Below are 21,027 nucleotides of genomic sequence, written 5' to 3'. Positions count from 1 at the left end.
CTGATCGTTGGAGGATGATGTGTCTGCCCTATTGGCAATAAAAAACCCCGCCTAAGCGGGGCTTCAAGGACGAGGGGCTTTCAGTCCTTTTTCTTAATCCGGTATTGCTCTCGACTGCCACCGGCCTCTTCCAGTTCCCTGATCCAGATCGGAGTTGTCCCCTGACCTGTCCACGTGTTGCCTTTGTCATCCCGAAATTTTGGGGGCATGCGAACCGGCATCCGCTTTGGAAGGCCACCGAGCCTCTGTAGTTCTTCCAAGAGTTCGGCGCGACGCGCTTCAACCTTGATCTTTCTGAGCTTCGGCAGCTCTTCTAGAGCGGCATCGATTTCTTCGATGGTGAGGGAAGAGAAGTCTATGTTGCTCATTCGCGGCCTCGAACTTTAAAACCGCCGGAGTCCATAGGCCATTCTCAGTGTTGACTCAACCGATCAGCGTCACTTGTCGCCTTCTCTCATCAACTTCGCCTTGAGAGCCGCTATGCACAGCGCCATGGCTGGCGTCGGAGCGTGACAATAGGGGCCCGACCCGATGATGGCGGTTCCGGTTCCGTCTGCCATGCTAACACCCCACACATCAGCGGGGGCAATTGCCTTCATAAGGTCGACCGCGGCATCAAGCGACGACGTAAAAAACGGAACTGTGCCAGGATCGTCGCTCGAAGGCACAATCCAAAATACCCGCTTGGTCGGTTCTCCGTTCGCATCGTTCTTGATGTAATCGACCTGGCGGCGCCAGCCAAGCAGCGCCCCAATCTCGCCGTCAAAGATCCGCTCGACCTTCTCCGCGCGCTCGAGCCGCTTGATCAATTCCGAAAGTGTCATGCCATTTCTCCCCTTTCGCGAAGGGAGTCATATGCTATGAGGCACCCCGTGCAAAGCGAGGGAGGAGAATTTTGAACCGAGACGATCTTCTAGCCTGCGGGGCGGCAGTTGCGAGCGCCAAGGGCATTGGCGCTCCCCTCACATTCGAAAGCCCCGTCAACCTCATGTCGCCAGTATCCGAGCCGACGACGATCGGGGCCTATTCCTACATCGGACCTTCAGGCGAGATCTGCGGCGCTGAGATCGGACGCTTCTGTTCGATCGCGCCACGCGTCATCATAGGTCCGTTCGATCACCCGACAGACTGGATAAGCAATCACCCGTTCCAGTTTGGCCGATCCCGAAAATTTAACTTCTGGCCCGAGGCTTCGGAATTTCGTTTCCAGAAACTCGAAACCAAACCACGACCGGTCATCGGCCATGACGTCTGGATTGGCGATGGCGCCGTGATCACGCGCGGCGTTCGAATTGGCAATGGAGCGGTCGTCGCAGCTAACGCGGTAGTGACGAGGGATGTCCCGCCCTATGCCGTCGTCGGTGGTGTACCTGCCAAGGTGATTAGATTCAGATTTGACGAAACTACCATTGCACGGCTACAAGCCGCCCGGTGGTGGGAGTTCAAAATCTGGAGTTCCAGGCCCGACTATCGCAAAGTTCATTCAATTTTAGACCGAATTGAGTCGGGCGAGATTCCTCCCTTCAAGCCCGACGTATGGAAACTAACCAGCGAGAATGGCTCTCTCTCGCTCTCCAAGGAGATCACTCCAGGTGTCCTTCCCCAAGAACAGCCTCTCAGTTCCGCACGAAATTGACCGTATCCAGCGCCATTTCGAGGGGCGCCTGCATCAGGATTGCTACATCGTCGGCAACGGACCCTCATCCGCCGAGGTTCGCCTCAGTGACGAGCAGGCCGAGAATTCTGTCATCTTCCGCGCCAATTGGTTCTTCCTCGAACAGGAAAAATTCTACGGCGATCGGGTAGACGGCTTCTTCTGGTCCGTGGACAACGCTGGACTGCGCGACAATCTGAAGGAAGTCCAGAAGCTCGACCAGTACAAGATCGACGCGTTTTTCCAGCCGTTCCAAGCGTCAGACCTGCGCGAGAAGGTCGTGACGGCCTCGGCCGCCCACTTGATGCCGAACTTTGACCACTGGGCGGTGATCGCGTCCAATCCGACGCTAGCTCGCTTCATGATGGGTAGGCCGCTGCCCACCCAGGGAATGCAGATGATCGCCGTGGCCGCGATCCTCGGGTTCAAGAGGATCCACATCTCGGGTATCGACCTCTATGCGGACATGTCGCAGCGATACGCGTGGGATGTTCCGGACACTGTCCGGCAGCATCTGCAGGAGAAGGATGTCGCCGCCGGCTACGAAAAGAAGCACAGCCTGGACCTCGACCTTCATTTCCTGCGCGCAATTCGGGATCAATACGAGTTCGAGTTGGTCGGCCTATCCCGCATGGAGATCATGGCGCCGTTCCTCAACCGCACGGAAGTCCGCAGTGCCGAAGCGAAAACTATCCAAGCGGGCAACAAGGGCAACGTCTATGTCACCATGGCAGACGGCCGCTATGCGATAGGGGCTATGGCGTTAGCCAGATCGCTGGCGACCGTGTCCGACGTGCCATTGCTGGTTATGCATACGGACCCTTATACCCCGCGGCTTTTGAGGCACCTGCCCAATGTGTCGACTTTGAAGGTCGACCCGATCGACAACCCGCATAATCACGGTCAATCGAGATTCGCTGGCACGTTTACAAAGCTCCGCGTCTTCGAATTGCTCGACTACGACCGCATTACCTTCGTCGATGCCGATTGCGTCATGCTTAAGAACATCGACGACTTGTTCGGTCTCGATGGCTTCCTTGCCGCACCTGACTGGGGATCGGAACTGCACATCGCTTTCAACAGCGGCGTTTTCAGCTTCACCCCCTCGGAAAGCCTCCGGAACCGCGTCTTCTCGGCAATTCCCCACAGCCATAGCTCAGACGGCGGTGACCAAGGCTTTCTGAACGTGGTGTTCGCCGCGGACGTCAAGTGGCTCCCTGTCGAATACAATACGCTCAAGCGGCTGCCCGTACATCACCCAAATCTCGTCAACATCAGCGATGTGAAGGTGCTCCACTTCGTAGGCGAAAACCCGTGGGACACCTTCCAGAGCAAGCCTGAGTTTACGCATCTCGAAGCTATCTGGTCGTCTTTCATGGAGAAAGAGGACTGGCGGCATGCCTTCTGGATGAACAAGTCTTTCATCTCGAAACGATGGGGCAAGAACGGCAAGCCAGCCAAAACAGCCGAAGAGAAGAAGATCAGTTTCGAAAAGCGTCTCAATGGCTATGGCCCCATCCGCAGAACCGTGGTCAGATGGGGTGACATTCTGTTGCCCGATGCGGTTTCGAAGCCGCTGGATCGAACGCTAAAGAGGATCGGTATTCTTTGATTTCCCGCTTCATCACGCCACTCGATGCATCGATATTCACGGGCCTGTGTGGGGTGGCGATGGTTCTTACCGGCCGCGAGATCGGCGGGGCTATATGCCTCGCCGGATCGACCCTTACATTCGCCTTCCTCCACTGGCTTTCGTCCGACGATCAGCTGGCAATCGTTGAACAGGCCCCGGCCGAAGATGATGAACCGGACTTCAACAAAATGGCCGAAGAATCCGAGGAATTCGCGAGGCGTCTGAAGGAAGAGGACGATAAGAGGTGGGGCTACCAGCCGGACTGATCACGTCCAGCTCGTCCTCGTCCAGTCCTCAAGCATGATTACCCCGACCACGAATGCGCTGTCCGTTGGCGTGGCGTTATTGTAGCCGAAGGTTTTCACGTTAAAGCTGCCCGCAGCAAGCGACAAAACCTCATGCCGACGGGCGCCAGAGCCAACCGGCTGAACGAACGGGAAATAGAGCGTCGTCGCTTTTGGGTTCGTTATCGTGACGGTGTAGTCACCCGTTCCAACTTTCGTGCAAGTGACCCCGAATCCTCCCCTGTTGGATGTAATCGTGCCATCGGAGTTGATCAGCGCCACAGCCTGGAAGGTCGACGACCCGACCACCCGCTCCGCATAAAGCTTATCGTACGTCGCCAGGGCAGGCACGCCTCCGGAAATCGAGCGTCCGACAAGCTTCTGATACCCATGATCCTCGATCACCTCGTCCTCAAGGCGAATTCTGACCATCTCAATGTCTGGGATACCAGTTCCAAGGCCAGGGTCTTCGTTGTCCGTCGAGTGCGCCAGGATCAGGTTGCCATTAAAGACAACCATCGATCCAACGCCGACCACATTCAGGCCAGCATAGTCCGAGTATTTGTAGGCTGTCCCGATTTCGATCATCTGCAGCGCCGCCCAGTAGTTGGTCCGAAACGCCGACTTTGACCCGCGGAAGAGATAGAGAGGAACCTCCGTCTTCACGTAGTTGCCGCTGACGTCGTCCGTGCCTGCCCTGTTCGCCGAGCCGTAGGCGTAGATCGTGTCGCCGACGATCTTGCAAGGGAACGGGGAATACTGCAGCGCGCCGACGGGACCGCCGATGTTGGTGTTGAAGGTGTCGCCGCCATCGCTCGACCACCAGGCAAGCGGCGACTGGTCAGTAAATTGTGTCCGCCCGAAACCATACAGGTAGCCGTCCGCCTCATCGTAGTCGAGAGTTGCTTCGACTCTATTAGCCGTAGTGATCTTGTTATATTTTGCAAGCGTCGGGGAGTTGCTGAGCAGGTCTGTAATCATGATCAAAGTCGGGCCCGCCGTTGCCGCTCCGCCATGAACGCAGGTGTAGAAATCGCCGCCGCTCGCCGGAACCCCCGCGAAGGAGTGAAACATCGTCGGCTGGCCGGTTTGATCCGCACTTGTGTTCACCAAATGCGTGCCGAGCGCAACACCAGTCCAGTTGATTTCCGTCCAGCCGCTCTCGACGAACTCAATGACATAGTCGCCTGCGATCGTCTGAGCGGAGGATGACGAAGGCCCGGTAAAGACGATGCGCGTCGCACTGCCGCTACTAACGGTGTACTCGGTGCCAGCAACGATCGTGGTGCCGCCAATCGATACGTTAGCGTTGAACTTGATTTTATTGCCAGACCGGCAGCCGTGCCTGGAAAAGATCAGCTCCCATCCTGCCGTGCCGCTGGCCGGCGAGGACAGCGTCGCCGTAATCTTCTTCTTTTGCCCCACGCGACGGCAGTAAAGACGGTGCTCCGTGGCTGTCTCACTCTCTCGAACGATAACGACCTGCTGGCCGTCGACAATACCAGCGGCCCAGGAGGTGACGCCGCCCGTCAGTCCCGTCTTCTGGAACAGGCGCTCAAAATCGATGAACGTGCGGCCGCCATCGTAGGAGCGCGCCATGCACACATGCAGGTCGTCAGAAGAGTGCGTTGAGCCCTGGTTCCAGACAGCGAATATGACACCGTCGTATTCGTGCCACTTGTCCTGTGGCCAGCCGTCGTGGCGGCGGCTGCTGGTGAGCTTGTAACTCTCAGCGACAAACGTTCCTTCCATCGGATAGAGAACGTCTTTCGGGTTGGTCGCCTCGCCGTTGGACTTAGCGAAAAAACCATGCCGATAGTTGTTTCCGGTCGGGATGGCCGTGACTTTGAAGACCAGTCCCTTACAATCGATCTCGCGACCGGTCATGACGGCCTCGAGCGCGGCAAAGTTCGCCGTGTCGTCGGTCGTGCCGTTGGCATTGAAGTTCTTGAGCGGATCGAGCCAGTTACGAATGGCGGCTTCGTTGCTGAGGCGATCGACGCCTACATCCTCGGCGCGATACCAAGTGCGAGCACTGGGTGCCACAGTTGTGAAAGTGTCGGAACTGCCGTTGTTCGTGTCGATGTACTGGCCGCCTTGGCCATCGCCGACAGACGTGCCGCCAAGCAGATTAATGACGTGGATATCGGCTGGCACGGATGCGGCCTGAGCAAGGGCTTTAGTGCCGAATGACCAGCCGCCGGTTTCCAGCCTCCCTCCCCATTCACGGATCTCGTCCTTCGGCGGCTGATACGGATCGCTGGACGGACCATCTGCCCAAATTTCACTTGCGGTCTTGGCCATATTTTCCTCATGCGCGTAGCGCTCCGGCGCGCGGCCAGAGCAAAGAAAGGAAGGACGGGTGTCTTGTTGTTAGGTGACGACGGTCGTTACCGACGCCTGCGAAGCTGATGGCACGCCGGAGATGTTCTCGGCGCCGCACCAGTATTTGTAGGTTCCCGCCCCAGGGGTATCGTTGAACGAGATCGTCTGGTTAGCGGTGACCGAATAGGTTCCGATCGTCGTTGCAGCGGCGAAGCTCTGCGCTGTCGTGCCGCGCTTGAAGATGAGGAACCTGGTGTTGTCGTTTGCCGCTTTCGCGCTGACCGGCACCGTGGTGACTGAGTTCGGCGCCGTCAGGTTCGTCGGCGTTCCCGGCGCGACGGAATCAACAGTCGATGTGATGTTCGCCGTGACCGACCAATCGGAATAGCGGCCGTTCGACGCGATAAACGCGGCTTGCACGTCGAGCAGCTTGTCGGCTGGCACGACCGCCGTAGCGAGGTCGACATACCCGCCGGCAGGCGCCGCATCTTCATTCTTCTGCTCCACCCATGCGCCTGGATTTCCGAGGCCGTCAGCATCGGCCACGCGATACCGTACGGTTGGCGTCAGACTGTCGTCGTCTGGATCGACGATCACCACCCGGATATACACGCTTCCGGAATTGGCCTTCGCCTGAACCAGATTTATGACCGGTGTCACCAGCCCCGCTGGGTTCGGCGCCGGAGGAACCGGCGGCTGCTGCCCTTCATCGGTTGCCGGCGTCCACGCGTCGATGTTGTCGGGATGCTCGACGATATCCATCGTAAAGCCGCCACGAGTGACCGAAAGCAGTGCGCGGCGGTTCTCAATGATCTTGCCATCAAGCCGCGGCAGCCGCTTCGGCGTTTCCAGCAAATTCCAGCGGTTGTAGACCGAGTTGATGCCAGAGAGCCGGACATCGATGGAGCCGCGCGTCTTCTGCTGGATGCGGAGCCACTCGCGCTTCCCCAGCCGGCGGGCTTGCCGCCACTGGTGAACCCAGGTGTATTCGGCCTCCTGGGCGAGCACCCGGCCGGCCGACAATTGAGCGTCGGTATCCTCGAAATAGTCCGTGTCTGCCGTCGCGTAGTCGATCGCCGGATAGGTGAACTTGGGGATGAGGCGGTTGATCTCGTCCTCGAAGAGCACGTCATATTGGATGTTGTGCCCGACGATATCCGCATCGGTCAGGACGCCGCAGCGGCTCTCCCTGAACTTGCCGACAGTAAGGATGCGCGCCCCGTCGCCCCGGGCCACTAAATGCCCGTCACAGGCGGCCAGGATAGCGTTTGTCGCGGCCTTGGGCCCATTCTCCGTCGTGTCATAACCGTTGCACTGGTAGCGCTTCTCCGTGCCGCCGCCGGCCAGCGGGACGTCTTCATCGCAGATGTCGGCTTCCTCGATCCAGAGATTGAGCACCGGCAAGATAGCCTTGGTGTAATCCAGCCTTTCCCCGAACTCGTTAAAGCAGAGATGCCAGGCGAGGATGACGGCGCAATTCTGCGTCCAGGTCCATGTCGACGGATCTTCCGGGTCCTGATCCTCGTCGCGGAAATCCCAGCAGTAGGCGAGGTCCGCTTCAACCGAGACGGACGGCGCATTGTAGGGGAACCGCTGGCTGAAATCCTTCTGCCCGGGTGTTGCCGCAATCATGGCCACCGAGGCTTGGCCGTCGCCGCGATGGTTGTTGGTCCACGATTCCGGAATGCCGGCGACGATCGTTGAATACGGTGTCTCAGGGGTTTCACCCAAACGACTGTAGAGGCGGACTTTGTTGCCACCATAGCGTCCATCGGCCAATCCGTTCACGTAGTTCCCGGCGCCGATCGTCACTTCGTCGTCATGAAGATAATAGCGGTTGATCGCCTTGATGCGATGCCCGACCAGCGCCTGCACCGCATAGAGCTTGTTGCCCTTCGCCTCCCAAAGCATGTAGGCGCCGGCAACGCGGGTACGGCCGACGCCCCACCAGCGGTAAGGGATGGACTGCGTCTTCGGAACCTTGCCGTCCTCGGGCTTCGGCGTCTTGACGCTTGGAGCGAGGAGCAATTGCAAGCCGACCGTTAAAGCCGTGGTTGCAATGGCAGATGCAGCGCCGACGGCAAAGGTCGTCAGCGCGGTACCGGCACCGAAGATCGGCGTGAACAGTGCCGTGAAGATCGGCGTGAAGATCGGATCGAAAAGAACCGTGCTGTAGAGCGATGTCGTGCAGCCCAGCCCGTAGCGCTGCAGCATCATGCGATGATGGAAGCTCAATCCTGATCTCCCCGGCTCCAAGCCGCCACGAAGTCGTATCGTTTCGCCCTGACGCCGCCAGGCGCCAGAACCGCCCAGAGAGGCCCGAAGCGGATCGCCCCGATCTCCTTGACGTTGCCGTCGGTGTCGGACGGTACGAGCACTACGCCGATATCGCCCGTGACCGGGCTATCGGTCCGCGCGTAGCCGAGCGGCATCACGCCGTTATCGATCATCGGGATCAGCCCGCCGGAGCGCTCGACGAACGCAAGCGCTCCCTCTTCATCCCGATAGGTCCCCCTCACCTTTTCTGCCGGATCGACGCCCGTCTGATCAGCGACCCACGAGGCGCAAAACATGATGCAGTCATCGCCGCCGAGGCCGCCCCATCGGAACCGATGCGGCAGCTTCAAGAAGTCATGAATGTTCATGGTGGCCTCAGGTGTAGTGCGGCCAGACCGGCTGGACGCCGCGCGACAGGCGCGCCGTGCCATCGCAGAAGAGGTCCGTCGGCGAAATCGCCTTCTGGTGCGGCGCCGACCAGAGCGATCGCGAAGCACGCGAACGGGTCGTCTCGCCCGACACGACGGATAGAGCCAGCGTCAGGCTCGGGCTTTCATTTGCCGTGACCATCGGGCTCGACTCCGAGACGTGCGATGCCGTCCCGGTCCAGATCGGAATGATCTTGCTCATCGGCTGGTAGTATTGATCGAGCGTCGTCAGGCCGAGCTGGACCGCGGCGCCGCGCAGTGGCGGCAGGCTGTCGAGCATCTTGCCGCCGGTGGCCGGATCGATACCAGAGACCGTGAACTCGACACTGTCAGCCGTGCCGTTGACCAGGACCTCGAGCGTCGGGACACCCTGAAGCACCCCGCCGCCGAGATAGACGGTGCCATCCGGGTCGATGCTGTCGAAACCAGTTTGGATGTCGTGGACGCCGAACCACATGTGCAGCGCCGGGTCGGTGTCCACGCGAAGGAAGATGCCGAGTTGATGGCTGCCGCGCATCTCCTCGATAACATCGTCAGGAATCCAGCCCATCAGAAAGCCTCGACAAATTGCAGGGTCGGCCGGCTCTGATACCAGGCCTCATAGTCCCACGGCAGGCTGTAACCCTGCGGGAACTTCATGACGCAGAGCGGCCGTGCCAACTCGACGCGCGTGTTGATCGCCGCCGCCTCGCGGAGCGCCGGACTGATGCCGAGCTGATAGTCGACATAGTCGAAAGCGACACCGCCGACGGTCTCCACGCCTTCCGCCGTCTTCTGGCTCTCCCAGTAGCGATAGGCGCGCCAGCCTTTCGTCGGGTGGTAGATGGAGAACCAGTCCGACCAGCGTAGCGGCCTTGCAGCCTCGTACACGCGGATGGAGATCTGCCCTGCCCCGACGACAGCCGCGGCGGTCAATTTCGCCCAGACGGTCGCCTGCGAGTATCCGGACAAGTCCGAGAACAGCGCCCCGTCCGAATGCGGTATCCCGCTGATGATCGGCCGGCGCTTGCCGTTGATGACAGGGAACGGCCCGATGCCATCATTGATGATCGGTACGTTGAAGAACCGGAAGCTTCCGTTTCCTCGAGCGCCCATCCAGTTGATGACCTCGTGGCGCTCCATGTCGTCGCCCTGCAAGACGCAGCGCTCGTATGTCGCGGTAACCCGGCCGCCGCCACTCATCTCGATCGAGATGGATTCGCCGTTTCCGTTGACCCCGCCGTCGATGCCAGAGCCGACATTGTCGAAACTCGCCCGGGTGGGCCGCAAATACTGGATCGGAACCGTGGGCTGATTGATGTATGACCTGGCCATCCTCAGCCCTTCTGAGAAGTATAGCGCGTCTGGATCTGGCCGAAGCCGCCGCGGCGCTGCTGCTCGTTGTATTCGCGCAGAGCCTCGCCGACGCCTTGCTGAACGAGCATCCGGACATGCTCATCGCCATTGGCGCCGATCACGTTGACGTTCATGGTGCCCGCGCTGTTTGTACCGCGATTGCTGTTGGCGGCCATCGACTTCAGCTTGTGATTGCTGGTGACCTGCGCGCCCTGGGGAAGGTTGACGAGCTCCGGACCGCGCTCTCCGACGATCGAGAGACCGCCCGGCGCATAGTTCGTGCCGTTGGCGAATAGACCGATGCCCCCGCTGAGCATCGCCGAGGCGAATTGGCCAGAGCGCGAGAACACGCTCATGCCGAAGGACGACAGACTGCTCAGCAGGCCAGTACCTCCGCCGCCGGCGCTTGAGGCGAGGACCTGGCCGAACTGGCTAAGGCCGCCCCCGAACTGACCGAGGCTGCCGCTGGCCTTCTCCAGCGCGCTGTTGAACTTTGCGACGTAGGCGTTGCCGGTCGTGCCAAGAATGTCCGCACCCATGCCGCCCTTGCCGACAGAGCCCGGTCCGCCGAACCATGCCTGCGCGGCTCCCGCGGGGCCGTACTTGTTCACATAGCCGCCGAAGCGATGGTTGAAGATGGCGTCCTGCGCAGCCGGGTCCTTCAGAAACTCCGATGTCGACAGGCGGCGACCCAGCGCGGCCTCGGACCAAGGGCCGATGTTCGCTCCCATGACCTGATAGCCACCATAGGCGCGGTCTCCCGATCGAGTGATCGGACCGATGGCGCTGTAGTTGCCACTGCTCTCGATCGACCGGATAGCCGCTGCATAGGCCGACATTCCCGACGCTGGACTGATATTGTCGTTTGCCGCCTTGCCACCGTAGCCGAGCAGTGCGCTCAGCGTCGTGGTTGCAGCGCCGCCGCCAGATGCCGTCGACGAGGTGCCGCCGCCGAAGAACATGTTCACAAGTGAATTCGTCAGCCGCTCGATCGCCTGGTCGCCTGCCTTGGCCAGAGCATTGAGCAGAGCGTTCTTGATCGCGTCGCCCATCGCCTTGCCGATATCGCCACTGTTTTCCAGCAGGCCGTCCCGGAAGTCGGTCAGGAAGCTGCCTACCAGTTCCCGGTTCTGCTCGCGCTGAAGCTGCGACCGGATGGCGTTGGCCTCGGGCGAGTTCAGATCCTCGTTCATGCCATAGCGGCTGAGCGTGCTGGCGACCTGTCGATCGATGGCGCTGCGCTCGGCCTGGCGCTCCTGAAACGAGACGTCGAGCCAGAAATCCGCCTTCGCTTCGGCCGCCTGCCGGTACGCTTTCGTGACGTCGTCGACCTTCTCCTTTTGCTCCTCGAGCTCGAAGAAGTTCGGCTTCTGGCCCGGGACCGGAACGTTCGTCAGCCGGCCGTCGGGGTTGAGGATGGTGGTGGCATCCGGATCGCCGCTCAGTTCAATGTTCGGGCGCCGCGACGGAACGGCCGGATTGAGCGGCACGAAATCCGCCGTGCGCATCGTCCGGCCGTTGTCGGTGAAGAACGATCCGGAGATGATGTCCTGCACGTTGGTGCCGCCGGCGATGGCCGCGATCCATTCCGCCCTCGCCTGCTTTGCAGCCTCGATGCTGTCGCGGATCGATTTGGTGATGAGATCGAAGGCATCGCGGAAGCCGAGAACGGACTTGATGCCGTAACGGTCGACAGCCTCGGACAGGAGGCGCTGAGCGTTGTTGATGTCGGCGATCGATGCAGTGCCATCGTCGAGACGTTCGCGCAGATCGCCGAAGGCCTGCGAGAAGTCCCGGACGAATGCAGGATCCGCATCTATCCCGCGGAGTCCGCGCACGGCTTCGGAGAACTGTTGACCGATGCCCTGCAGTTGCTCGCCGAGGCCTTCAAGCTCGCGGCCGGCGAGGATCTCGGAAGCCTCTCGGCCCTGCGTGATCTTGTCGGCGCGGTCGAGCTCGTCGACATAGGCCTTCAGCTGCGGCGCGGCATCGCCCCAGAGAGCGGCCGCGCGCCGGATCAGATCGTTCTGCTCCTCAAAAAGCGCGTTCGTCTTGCCGGTGCCATCTTCGGCCGTCGTGAAATACTGGATCAGCGCAGCGGTCCCGGCGGTCAAGCCGATGGTGACCAGAGACACCGGGTTGATGAGCGATGCAAAGGCTGCGGCGAGGCCAGCAACAGGCCTCTCCATCGACCCTACGACGGATGCAAGCTGAGTGCCCTGCTGCAGACCGATCATCAGCGGGTTCATGCCCATGGCCGCGGTGACGGCGATGTCCTGAAACTGGAACGCGGCGTTGGCGGAGTTGAAGCTCTGCGCACCGCCTCTGTTGCTGTTGGCCGCCTTGACAGCGGCGCCGGCGGCCGTCGCTGACGTTTTCAGCCGCTCATAGGCCTGGCGCTCGCGATCGAGTGCGGCGGTCATCTCCTGGGCGGTGATGGCGCCGAGCTTGTGCGCGCGCTGGATCTCGCCAACCGACGCTTCATAGTCGCGCGTCGCCTTTGCCAACGGCTGATACTTGAGCGTCAACCTTTCAACTTCCATCCGGAAGGCGCGGACGTGCTCGTCCTGCGAACCGAAGGAACGGCCGAGATCGTCGATCGGCGGCTTGAGCTTGCCAGCGCCCTGACCTGCCTTCCCAAGCGCGTCGCCCAGCTGCTCGACCTCGTTTTCGAGCTTGCCAACGGCCTGCTGAGTGCGGCCGGCGGATGCAGTCAGCTGATCGAGGTCAGCCGCACCCCGAACGGCCGGCGAGCTATCGATCTTGAAACCAAGTGTCGCTTCGGTCACGGGCTACTTTCTCTTTCCGGGGAAGAGCGCATCGAACAGGCGCGCTGTGAGAGGACGCTCTGAAACCGGCGCATTTTCTGGTTCTTGCGCTTCTTTCTTCGAGGCGATGACTTCCCGGCGCTTCAAATCCATTGCTAGGATGGCATCCAGTTGCCACTGCTTGAGGACGAGGCCGCGAAGCCTCGCCCATTCCGCGATTGCGACAAAGCCGAGGGCATTGGGCCCGTAGCCGTTGCCGGTGCGCTGCGCATCGAGCTCCTGGAACCAAAACCAGACTTGCTGGCCGGCGGCCGGGACGATGAGCTTCCGCCCCTCCTGCTGATCGACGATAAGCTGACAGAGCCTGTCGATCAGCCCTTTGTAAAAGATGCGCGGCGCGCGGCCTTCGCCTCCACCTGATCACGGATGATCTTGAACTTGGTGTAGAGGTTCCGGACGTTCTCTTCGGAGAAGGGAATGACCTGGCCGGCGATCTTCGGGTTTGGCGCCCAATGGGTGGTTGCCTTCGCCAGGATGGCGATCAGACGGGCGTCTGCTTCATCCGCCAGCTGCTCGCCGAGGCTCTCGCGCTCGGCCGCCTTCTTCGCAAACTCCGCGGCGACGTCCCGCATCGCCTTCTGCATGCGGTCGCTGTCTGGGCCAACGACGCCAATCTTGAGACCGAGCGGATTGCCCTGCTCATTTACGATGGTGATTTCGATGCCCTCTTCCTGAGACTGGACGAGGGCTTCGAGGCCGGAAAGGTCAACGAACTCTTCAGACATCAATCACCTCAACCGATCGGAGCGATCGTCAGGATCGGCGAGTTGATCTCGACGTTGCCCTGCAGCAGGCGGGCGGTGTTGGCGCCGCCGCCGTTCTCCTGGGCGGTCATGACGATCCCATAGAAGTATTTGATCGTCCCGACCGGAACAGTCGTGGCAGTGTGCGTTCCCGACTGCGTGCCGGTGGTGTTGATCGCCGCGCCGCCCGGGGTTGCCGCTACGCTGAAGGCGTCTGTGGTGGGGCTGACCACATAGTAGGTTGTGCCGGCTACGAGACCGGTCGGCAGAGCGCCGGTCGTGCTGAATTTGATCGGCGTGCCGGCAGCAAGGCCATGAGCGGTCCACGAGATGACGCCAGGGGATGCGATAGTCATCGTTACGGTCGACGTCTTCGCCGGCGGGGCGTCGTCGAACGCCAGCTTGAAGGGATAGTTGTAGTCGGTCTTCTCGGCGGCAATCAGCGCGATCTGGCCGGCGTCGGTCGGCAGAATGATGAAATTGTTCTGCATCGAGCCGGCATTACGCGTGCCCTTGGCCTTGAGATCGCGGCCGGAAGAGATGACGGCTTCTGTAATCAGCGTGGCAGCGTCGCCGATCGCGCCCATGGTCTGCCAGCCCTTGACCTCGGTGAAGCTCACCGAAGTGAACAGGGATTCGATGACGTCCGCATCGTCGGGAACAGAGTTGACGGCCGGCCCGATATAAATCTTGGCGCCTGCCACAGGATAAAGCTGGGGCATTGAGTTTTCCTCTCATGTCTGATTGCGCTTGCCGAAGGCGCGGAACGGCAGGCCAATCAGGCCGGAACTTGCGGATAGCAGCGCCACCTGGTGGTGACGGGGATGTTGTGGTGCGTGTCGCCGGTGACGAGGACGCCGATCTCCGGATCCTCGTCGATGCGAACCTGTGTGTCGGTCCGGAAGAGCTTGGTGCCGCGGCGGACGTGCTGGCGCAGCTGGCCGGCCACGTCGTAGCCGTCGACGATGGCGGAACCCTTCGGCCACATGACGTTGGTGCGCATGAAGCCTTGCCGGATCGGGTCCAGGACGAGCGACAGGTCGGTTTCGACCGAGCGGTTGAAATGCACCTCGACCGAGACGAACTTGCTTTGTGCCGTCGGCGTGAATGCCTGGCCTGGCATGACGATGGTTACGCCTGCCGGTGGAACGAAGGCCTGCATTTGGATGAGCAGCGCCTGATAGATTTTCTTTTCAACGGTGTCAGCCATCTGCTACCTCTAGGCCCATGGCCGATAATCACCCGCTCAGCGACGAAGAGGTTTACGACCTCATCCATCAAGCTCTCGCGTTGCTGCTCAACCGCACCGTTCGCACGAAGCACGCTCAAGACGTGATCTCCATGGCGATCCGAGATCTGTCGATTATCCAGGCTGCTTTTCTGAGCATTTCCGAAGGTGTCAGCCTCTCTCGAACCGACCGCGAACCTTCTCCTCCGCCCGCTTGACCGTCTGAGGCCAGTCCTGCGCCTCGGCATCGACGAATCCATATCCCGCCTGGTTATAGAGCCGCCCAAGACTGTCTTCGCCGACGAAGCCGTAATTCATGCGGCGTCCATAGGCGGCCTGAAACCCGAGATAGAGCGTGCCGCCGACTTCGAGGTTCGAGATGATGAGCTCGATCTCGCCGCTGCTGTCCGGATAGGCCTTCTCGCCCTGGTCGACCGTCGGCATGGCCGAGGTGGACGCCATCAGCGAGTTCTTCAGATTACCCGTCTCGACAGGCATCCGGCCGCCGGCAGCCACCGACGTCCGAACATTGTTCGCGACCATCTGAGCGGCCTCGCGCAACACAGCCTCTTGGCGCGCTTTCTCTTGCGTTACCCACTCGGATACCTGAGCGGCGAAGCTATTCTCAGCCATCAGTGTCCCCGCGAGCGCGCGTATTCTTCCGCGAAGTCGAAGTTGTATTCCACGTGGCAGCGGCAGCCGATGATCTCGGCCGCGCCGGCGCCGAGGCTCGTATCGCCCGGGAAGCGCAGCAGGGCGCCAGACGGCGACTGAAACGGCAGATCCATGCCCGCGAGCTCGTCGCCATTTAGGGCTTGGTGCGTGTGGCGTACACGACCGTCGCCGACGGAACGCCAGCGCCGGGTAACCAGAGCGGCATCGCGCCCGGCGCGGTCCAGCCCCTGCTGATACGCCTCGTGCTTGGCCGCATGGACCGATGACTGCGTTTCCGTCCGCGCAATCGTCTGGCTCCGGAACTGGACATATCGGTCCGCAAGCCTGCCGGTGATCTTCTGCACGGCGTCGGCCGGGAGCGGCTTGCCTTCGCGGATGGCCTTGGCCACCTGCCGATCAAACCGCTTATCTCGGCGCGTCAGCGTCAGGTAGTGCTTCATGCCCTCGATATCGCCCGAGAGCAGCGCTGTGCGCGCTTTCTCGACCGTTCGGGCCAACTGCGACGTCATGCCGAGCAAGCCGCCCTCGCGGCGTCCGGTGACCTTGTTCACCCGTCCGGCGATGTCCAGAGCGATCGTGTTCGGCCCCTGCCTTTTGGCATAACCGGCTTCGATCCGCTCCCGTGCCATCTGCTTGGTGTCTTCGGTCACATGCGTGATCATCGTCGACGAGGTCTCACGGATGATCTGCTCGGCGCGCTGGTTTTGAACGTCCCAGCGGAAGACGACACGTCCTCCCATCGGGTCGGCCAGGCGCGGCATGTTCTTGGCGACGAGGAGACCGCCTGCATTGAAGGCATTCCGGATCGCTTCGGAGAGCGGCCGGAAGGCAGCCGGGTCGATATGCAGCGCCGCAATGGCGCCCTCGATGTCCCGCCGCTCGAGCCGCTCGACAACTTCGCGAAGCACGATCTCGGATTTGATGTCCTCGATCGCCTCGCGGAAGGCCTTCTCCATAGCAGGGGAAAGCTCATCGATGAGTGCATCGAGCTGCTGACGGAGCGATGCCATTATTCGGCGGTCTTCTCGCCCTTCTTGGCGACCTTCTCCTCGGGCATCCTCTCAGCGATGCCGAGATGGATCAGGCCTTGGGCGAGACCGCCCGAGAGGTCGGACGCATCTGCGACGTCGCCGACCGAGAAATGGGTATAGTCTTTGATGAAACGTATCTTCATGCTTTTGTCCTTCCGCGGAGAGAGTGAACGGGCTTCTGCGAGAAATGCGGCTCGACTTTCGCAAGACTCGCGATATGAGTTCATTGGTGACGGAGGCGCGAATGAACTACTCGATATCTCGAAAACTTGCGGGCCTACTCGCGCTATTGTCCTTGACGACCGCGGCAAAGGCCGAGCCATACCAAAAGCATGGCGTCGTAAATTGTGCGCTCCCGGGGACTACGATCAACTTCGCCCTTAATGGCTCTGGGGGCGCCGATGTGACGACAGTTTCCTCGAACTACGCGCCTTTTCGACGCGCAGCACGCGTGAAGACGTGGTCTGCCAACATCGTCACAAAAGACGGGCTCAGGTTGCTTGTCTTGGATAACCTCAAGGCCACACGCATCATGATCAGATTACCCGATGGACAAGGTATGGCATTCTCTGGGTCCGACGGCGTGTCGGACATCCTCTGCCAAGTTCTTGTTCAGGCGGATTGATCAGTCAGCAATCCTTCCTTGGACGATGAAGACGACGTTGGTTAGGCCGTCGTAGTTATTCGGGTCCGCCTTGATGACACGGAATGTCTTGCCGCTAGCCGCGACCAGATCGCCCGGCTTCGGCCCGATCACCAGACCGACGGACGAAATGTAAATCTGAATGTCGCCGGACTGGATCTCTGTCCCGTCGATCTCCCGGGCGCTGTAGGCCATCGCCACCAGCGTGGCCGCGTAGACGGTTTCGACCGGATCGCCGCCCAAGACAGGGTCCGGAGGCGTGATGCGCGTAATGGTGCTCGCTTGGCCGAATTTGGCGATGAGCCGCTGCGCCGTAGCCTGCAGGCGCGCGAAGAGAGGGTTTGCCATCAGACCACCAGAGCCCCGGGCAGGATCGGCACAAGGAACGGCCAGAGCAGCCCTTCGATCAGCGTCACGACTGGCGTGGCAAGGGCGACAATCTGATCGATATCGGTTGAAGTAGAAGTTGAATATTCGACTTCAAGCTGTCCCACCTTCTCGCGTTTTACCGTTGACGTCCCGGTGACGACAGGTGAAAGGCTGCCGGGGTTCGTCAGCTCGAGGTAGGCCGCCTCATAGGAGGCATTGACGATCGCGACCGGGACCGTGTCCGACGGAAGCGCCTCTCCGTAATAGGTCGTGACACCAGTGCGCGGCCATGCGCGCTCCTGGGTGTATCCGCCAGTGCGACGGCCGCTAAATCGTGGCTCATACCGATCGATCACCAGAGAGCCGCGCTGACGTGCTGCGGTTTTCTGTCCATCGCTCGTTCCATCGGGAAAGACATAGCCGGCCGCCGCAGCGTAAGCCGTGAAGCCTGCATTGTCGCCGTATCCAGCCATGTCGATCTCCGATGCAAGAATGACCCGGCAGCAAAGCCGCCGGGCTGATTGTCAGGGCTTGGTGGCCAAGTCTTCGAGAGCGGCGATGATCTCGTCCTTCTTGGCCGGCGTCTTGTCGCCGAGCAGCTTCGAAGCCGCCGCCTTGAAGGACATGAACTGCACGTTCGGGTCCTTCGCCATGTCGAGGACCTCGGCGGCCGTCTTGGGCGGCTCTTGCTGCTGGTCCGCCTTGAGCTTCGCCAGTTCGGCGTCGCGCTCGGCAAGCTGGGCGCGGAGGCTTTCGAGCTCGGAATTGACGTTCTCAGCGGCTTCCTTGAGCACCGGCGCCGCGGTGACGCTCGGGTTATCGGTGTAGTCGCCGTCGACATCGAACCACTTCGAAGCCTCGATGTGCGCCTTCTCGCGTGCGAAGACTTCCACTTCGATGGTCTCGCCCGGTTCAATGAGAACCGGGCCGTTGACCGTGTTGATGCCGCGCGGGCCTGCCTGGTTGTTGGTGACCTTCATCGTCGCCTCCCCTTAGATGCCGTCGAGGTAACGGACAGCCTTCGGCCGGCGGATGTCGACGCCACCGACGCGGAAGATGCCCGGGACGTCGAACTTCATCGGGCCGGTCTGCCAAGCCGGCAGGAACCGGAACGGCATCGGGATGTGCATCTTCAGCACCTCGGGCGAGCGGCGGTAAGCAACCATTCGCTTGGTGCTGCCGGCGCCTGCCGTGTCGAGGTAGCCGAACACACCGCGGATGGTGAGCGGCTGCCCGGTGGTCCGGGTGTAGATGTTGTTCCGCTCGATCCATTCCAGGATGGTGGTCTGGTTGACCGCATCGATCCGGCGCGTCGAGAGATCGAGCAGCACCGAATACGGCAGGAGCAGCGTGTCCGCGATCTCGGCGCCAAGCGTGCCGGTGAAGATGCCGGTCAGCTGGCCGTTGATGTCGCGGAGTATCTGATCCGGCGTCTTGCTGGCGAAGGTCGTCGCCGAGCCGGTACCGTCGGCCGGCGCCGTCGTGGCGGTCGGGGTCGAAGCATTGACCAGACCGGTGTAGCCCTTGCCGGTATCGCCGACGAAGGCAACCGTGTCGATCTTCTCTTCGGCGACGCGGCGGGCAGCGGAGGCCTTGTCCGGGTTCAGGTTCATGCCGAGCAGCTGGGCGGTGCCGAGCTCCTCGAGCGTGTACCCGTAGCCGATCGCCGCCATGCTGACCGTCGTCTCGAACTTCTCGCGAGTCAGTTCGACCTTCGGCACATCGTGCGCAAGGCCGCTGAACCACTGGGCCTGTCCGACCGAATCCATGGAGAAGTACGTGACCGACTGAATCCATTCCGGCGCCGAGGTGTCGACGGGGATCAGCTGGGCGTACTGGATCTCCTGGTATTTGATCGCATAGACCGTCGGCTCGATCAGCGAGGCCTGACGGATAAGGAAGCTCATCGCGACCTGCTGAGCGTCCTGGGTGATAATTGCGTTCATCGAGATCGCTCCTGGTTAGCCGAGGCGAAGGGCTGCGAGACCGGCACCAGAGGTGCTGGTATCCCAGGTCGCATTCGGGATGAGGGTGTTCGACGTCGCCGTCTTCGACAGAACGCCAGTCGCCGGGGTGTAATAGACGGGGTCGCCGACGGCGACGGCCTCGGAGGCCTGCACGACGATGACGCCCTTCTTCATCACGGCGACGTTCTCGTACTGCTCGTACTTGCCGGTGGGCCGGGTCGTGTCGAGCACGGCGATGCCGACGAACTTCGCCGTTGCTTCGGAGTCTACGACTTGGTTATCGGCGGTGCCCTGAACGCACACCTTGCCGAAGCCGATGCCTTCTACGTCCTCAGCGAGGCGCGTGACGACGACGGACGGCTCCATGTTGAGGTTCATGCCCTCGACCCAGCGAGCGTGCTGGGCGCTGTAAGTGGTCTGAACTGCAGGCATCACTTAGCTCCCTTCGTCTGCCAGGCCGATTCGAGATCGGTGACCATGGCCTTGTGAGCGGTTGCGGAGGCGCTGGCGTCAGAGACCTGAGAGAGGCCCTGCTGCACAGCGACGCGGAAAGGATCGGAGCCACCGCCCTTGCTGGCGTCTTCGACCAGCATGTCGAAGCGGGCGTCGATGTAGGCTTCCGACTTGTCGGCTACGGCCGCGTCACCGAGCTTGGCGACGACGACAGCCTTGCGGATAGCCGCATCGGAAAGGCCTTCGGTCTTGACGTCCTTGGCGAGAACGCTCGCCTTGGCGACGAGGTCGGCGCGAGCCTGAACGCGCTTGTCGAGGTCGGCGTCCGAAAGGATCTTGCCTTTCAGCGCATCGATCTCGGCATCCTTCTTCGCGAGCTCGGCATCCTTGGCGGCCAGAGCCGTTTGATGTGCCTTCTCGGCATCCGCGATCTTGGTATTGGCGTCGGCGAGCCGCTGCTGGAGCGTGCCGATCACCGTGGCACCCTGATCGGTTACTTCAACCGGGATGCCATCGACGGTAACCGTCTTCAGGGTCATGATCTTGTCCTCTTTCGGTTTCTGATCACTGGTGAATGGGGCAGCGCCCCACGACCTCACACCGTCGCCGATGCGAGCTTCTGATCCGGCGCGGCCGCGCTGCACGATGGCGACGTGGTTGATCCGGATATCCTTCTGAATGGCGTCGTACTTTTCGCCCTCGGGCGTGGTGCCAGGCTCCCAGGCGAGGTCGCAGGTGTAGCCGGCAGAGAGCTCCCGCTTGCCGCCCTCGATCTCGCTGATGACAGTTGCATCCATGACGATGAGGGGGACACGGACGAATTCACCGTCGCGCGCAACCTCATCTCCGATCGAGCCGACGGCGAGCGCCTTCCAATTGTCGGCGGTGACCGCCTCCGCAGGATGGTCGTTCGTCACCGGCTTGTGCGCGTAGCTGCCGAGGCTGGCGGTGTCGAAAACCTGCTCCTCAGGGCGATAGACCTTCACGACCTGAATGTCGGGCTTCCCCACCTCGCGGCCGGTGTATAGCTGGATGCCAGTGCGGGCCGTACGAACGTCCGCAACAAGATAGCCGTCGGCCGTCCGCCGCGTACCCGCGATCGGTGCAAGGTCTTTGAATTTCATGGGATTGCCCTTCGACCGGACTCGACTCCT

At 61.2% G+C, this 21,027-nt stretch carries 25 protein-coding genes and 1 pseudogene; 3 read left to right on the top strand and 23 right to left on the bottom strand.

The window, feature by feature from the left end; translation table 11 throughout:
* Nucleotides 1–80 precede the first annotated feature (80 nt).
* Together NXT3_RS09485 and NXT3_RS09480 are read right to left on the bottom strand one after the other, a co-directional pair.
* On the bottom strand, nt 81–368 hold the full coding sequence (locus tag NXT3_RS09485; protein WP_104839235.1) for an H-NS histone family protein: 288 nt from the start codon (nt 366–368) through the stop codon (nt 81–83).
* A 69-nt stretch (nt 369–437) separates the two neighbouring features.
* Nucleotides 438–824 carry a hypothetical protein gene (locus tag NXT3_RS09480; RefSeq protein ID WP_104839234.1) on the bottom strand — a complete coding sequence of 129 codons (387 nt, stop codon included), beginning with the start codon at nt 822–824 and terminating at the stop codon, nt 438–440.
* Between the two features lie 71 nt (nt 825–895).
* On the opposite strand from NXT3_RS09480, the gene NXT3_RS32920 reads away from it, so the two are divergent.
* Nucleotides 896–1,636: a CatB-related O-acetyltransferase gene (locus NXT3_RS32920; RefSeq protein ID WP_104839233.1), complete on the top strand. Its 741-nt coding sequence runs from the start codon at nt 896–898 to the stop codon at nt 1,634–1,636.
* A gap of 64 nt (nt 1,637–1,700) precedes the next feature.
* Here NXT3_RS32920 and NXT3_RS32335 read toward each other — a convergent pair whose 3' ends face one another.
* On the bottom strand, nt 1,701–1,910 hold the full coding sequence (locus NXT3_RS32335; protein ID WP_234828101.1) for a hypothetical protein: 210 nt from the start codon (nt 1,908–1,910) through the stop codon (nt 1,701–1,703).
* Between the two features lie 24 nt (nt 1,911–1,934).
* Here NXT3_RS32335 and NXT3_RS09470 point away from each other — a divergent pair, with 24 nt between their 5' ends.
* Nucleotides 1,935–3,266 carry an alpha-2,3-sialyltransferase gene (locus tag NXT3_RS09470; protein ID WP_234828100.1) on the top strand — a complete coding sequence of 444 codons (1,332 nt, stop codon included), beginning with the start codon at nt 1,935–1,937 and terminating at the stop codon, nt 3,264–3,266.
* On the top strand, nt 3,263–3,553 hold the full coding sequence (locus NXT3_RS09465) for a hypothetical protein (RefSeq protein WP_104839231.1): 291 nt from the start codon (nt 3,263–3,265) through the stop codon (nt 3,551–3,553). Before NXT3_RS09470 ends, NXT3_RS09465 begins: the two co-directional genes overlap by 4 nt.
* On the opposite strand, the gene NXT3_RS09460 is transcribed toward NXT3_RS09465, so the two are convergent.
* From NXT3_RS09460 to NXT3_RS09365, 20 genes and pseudogenes are all read right to left on the bottom strand, one after another.
* A complete protein-coding gene (locus NXT3_RS09460) occupies nt 3,554–5,875 on the bottom strand; it encodes an endosialidase catalytic beta-propeller domain-containing protein (protein ID WP_104839230.1) in 2,322 nt (773 codons plus the stop codon).
* A 69-nt stretch (nt 5,876–5,944) separates the two neighbouring features.
* Complete coding sequence (locus NXT3_RS09455) at nt 5,945–8,131, bottom strand: phage tail protein (protein WP_104839229.1); 2,187 nt, start codon at nt 8,129–8,131, stop codon at nt 5,945–5,947.
* Nucleotides 8,128–8,541 (bottom strand): DUF6950 family protein, encoded by a 414-nt coding sequence (locus NXT3_RS09450; protein ID WP_104839228.1) that lies wholly within the window; start codon nt 8,539–8,541, stop codon nt 8,128–8,130. Before NXT3_RS09450 ends, NXT3_RS09455 begins: the two co-directional genes overlap by 4 nt.
* Before the next feature lie 7 nt (nt 8,542–8,548).
* Nucleotides 8,549–9,151, bottom strand: coding sequence for a hypothetical protein (locus NXT3_RS09445; protein WP_104839227.1), 603 nt, complete (start codon nt 9,149–9,151; stop codon nt 8,549–8,551).
* Nucleotides 9,151–9,915, bottom strand: a complete 765-nt coding sequence (locus tag NXT3_RS09440) for a hypothetical protein (protein ID WP_104839226.1) — start codon at nt 9,913–9,915, stop codon at nt 9,151–9,153. The genes NXT3_RS09445 and NXT3_RS09440 overlap by 1 nt, the downstream gene beginning before the upstream one ends.
* 2 nt (nt 9,916–9,917) lie before the next feature.
* Nucleotides 9,918–12,725: a phage tail length tape measure family protein gene (locus tag NXT3_RS09435; RefSeq protein ID WP_104839225.1), complete on the bottom strand. Its 2,808-nt coding sequence runs from the start codon at nt 12,723–12,725 to the stop codon at nt 9,918–9,920.
* Nucleotides 12,726–12,728: 3 nt separating this feature from the next.
* The gene (locus tag NXT3_RS32915) at nt 12,729–12,857 is read right to left on the bottom strand and encodes a hypothetical protein (RefSeq protein ID WP_272939860.1); all 129 of its coding nucleotides are present in this window, start codon (nt 12,855–12,857) and stop codon (nt 12,729–12,731) included.
* Nucleotides 12,858–12,911: 54 nt separating this feature from the next.
* Nucleotides 12,912–13,025 (bottom strand): annotated as a pseudogene (locus tag NXT3_RS33230) (hypothetical protein); the annotation flags it as partial.
* A gap of 50 nt (nt 13,026–13,075) precedes the next feature.
* Nucleotides 13,076–13,489, bottom strand: a complete 414-nt coding sequence (locus NXT3_RS09425; RefSeq protein WP_104839223.1) for a hypothetical protein — start codon at nt 13,487–13,489, stop codon at nt 13,076–13,078.
* A gap of 8 nt (nt 13,490–13,497) precedes the next feature.
* Complete coding sequence (locus tag NXT3_RS09420) at nt 13,498–14,229, bottom strand: hypothetical protein (protein ID WP_104839222.1); 732 nt, start codon at nt 14,227–14,229, stop codon at nt 13,498–13,500.
* A gap of 56 nt (nt 14,230–14,285) precedes the next feature.
* Nucleotides 14,286–14,717 carry a phage tail terminator-like protein gene (locus NXT3_RS09415; RefSeq protein ID WP_104839221.1) on the bottom strand — a complete coding sequence of 144 codons (432 nt, stop codon included), beginning with the start codon at nt 14,715–14,717 and terminating at the stop codon, nt 14,286–14,288.
* A 189-nt stretch (nt 14,718–14,906) separates the two neighbouring features.
* On the bottom strand, nt 14,907–15,368 hold the full coding sequence (locus tag NXT3_RS09405) for a hypothetical protein (protein WP_104839219.1): 462 nt from the start codon (nt 15,366–15,368) through the stop codon (nt 14,907–14,909).
* A complete protein-coding gene (locus tag NXT3_RS09400) occupies nt 15,368–16,420 on the bottom strand; it encodes a phage minor head protein (RefSeq protein ID WP_104839218.1) in 1,053 nt (350 codons plus the stop codon). Before NXT3_RS09400 ends, NXT3_RS09405 begins: the two co-directional genes overlap by 1 nt.
* The gene (locus NXT3_RS31935; RefSeq protein WP_199773336.1) at nt 16,420–16,584 is read right to left on the bottom strand and encodes a hypothetical protein; all 165 of its coding nucleotides are present in this window, start codon (nt 16,582–16,584) and stop codon (nt 16,420–16,422) included. The genes NXT3_RS09400 and NXT3_RS31935 overlap by 1 nt, the downstream gene beginning before the upstream one ends.
* A gap of 482 nt (nt 16,585–17,066) precedes the next feature.
* On the bottom strand, nt 17,067–17,432 hold the full coding sequence (locus NXT3_RS09390; RefSeq protein WP_104839217.1) for a hypothetical protein: 366 nt from the start codon (nt 17,430–17,432) through the stop codon (nt 17,067–17,069).
* Complete coding sequence (locus NXT3_RS09385; RefSeq protein WP_104839216.1) at nt 17,432–17,926, bottom strand: DnaT-like ssDNA-binding protein; 495 nt, start codon at nt 17,924–17,926, stop codon at nt 17,432–17,434. The genes NXT3_RS09390 and NXT3_RS09385 overlap by 1 nt, the downstream gene beginning before the upstream one ends.
* A gap of 51 nt (nt 17,927–17,977) precedes the next feature.
* Nucleotides 17,978–18,433: a hypothetical protein gene (locus NXT3_RS09380; protein ID WP_104839215.1), complete on the bottom strand. Its 456-nt coding sequence runs from the start codon at nt 18,431–18,433 to the stop codon at nt 17,978–17,980.
* A 12-nt stretch (nt 18,434–18,445) separates the two neighbouring features.
* Entirely contained in the window at nt 18,446–19,399 is a 954-nt protein-coding gene (locus tag NXT3_RS09375; protein WP_104839214.1) for a DUF2184 domain-containing protein, read from the bottom strand.
* Nucleotides 19,400–19,414: 15 nt separating this feature from the next.
* Entirely contained in the window at nt 19,415–19,852 is a 438-nt protein-coding gene (locus tag NXT3_RS09370; RefSeq protein ID WP_104839213.1) for a DUF2190 family protein, read from the bottom strand.
* Complete coding sequence (locus NXT3_RS09365) at nt 19,852–20,997, bottom strand: DUF2213 domain-containing protein (protein WP_104839212.1); 1,146 nt, start codon at nt 20,995–20,997, stop codon at nt 19,852–19,854. Before NXT3_RS09365 ends, NXT3_RS09370 begins: the two co-directional genes overlap by 1 nt.
* Between the last annotated feature and the right edge of the window lie 30 nt (nt 20,998–21,027).

Source organism: Sinorhizobium fredii (assembly GCF_002944405.1).
In the GTDB taxonomy this organism is placed as follows: Bacteria; Pseudomonadota; Alphaproteobacteria; order Rhizobiales; family Rhizobiaceae; genus Sinorhizobium; species Sinorhizobium fredii_C.
Note: the sequence above shows the minus strand (reverse complement) of the source record. Positions and strands in the feature narration are given on the sequence as shown.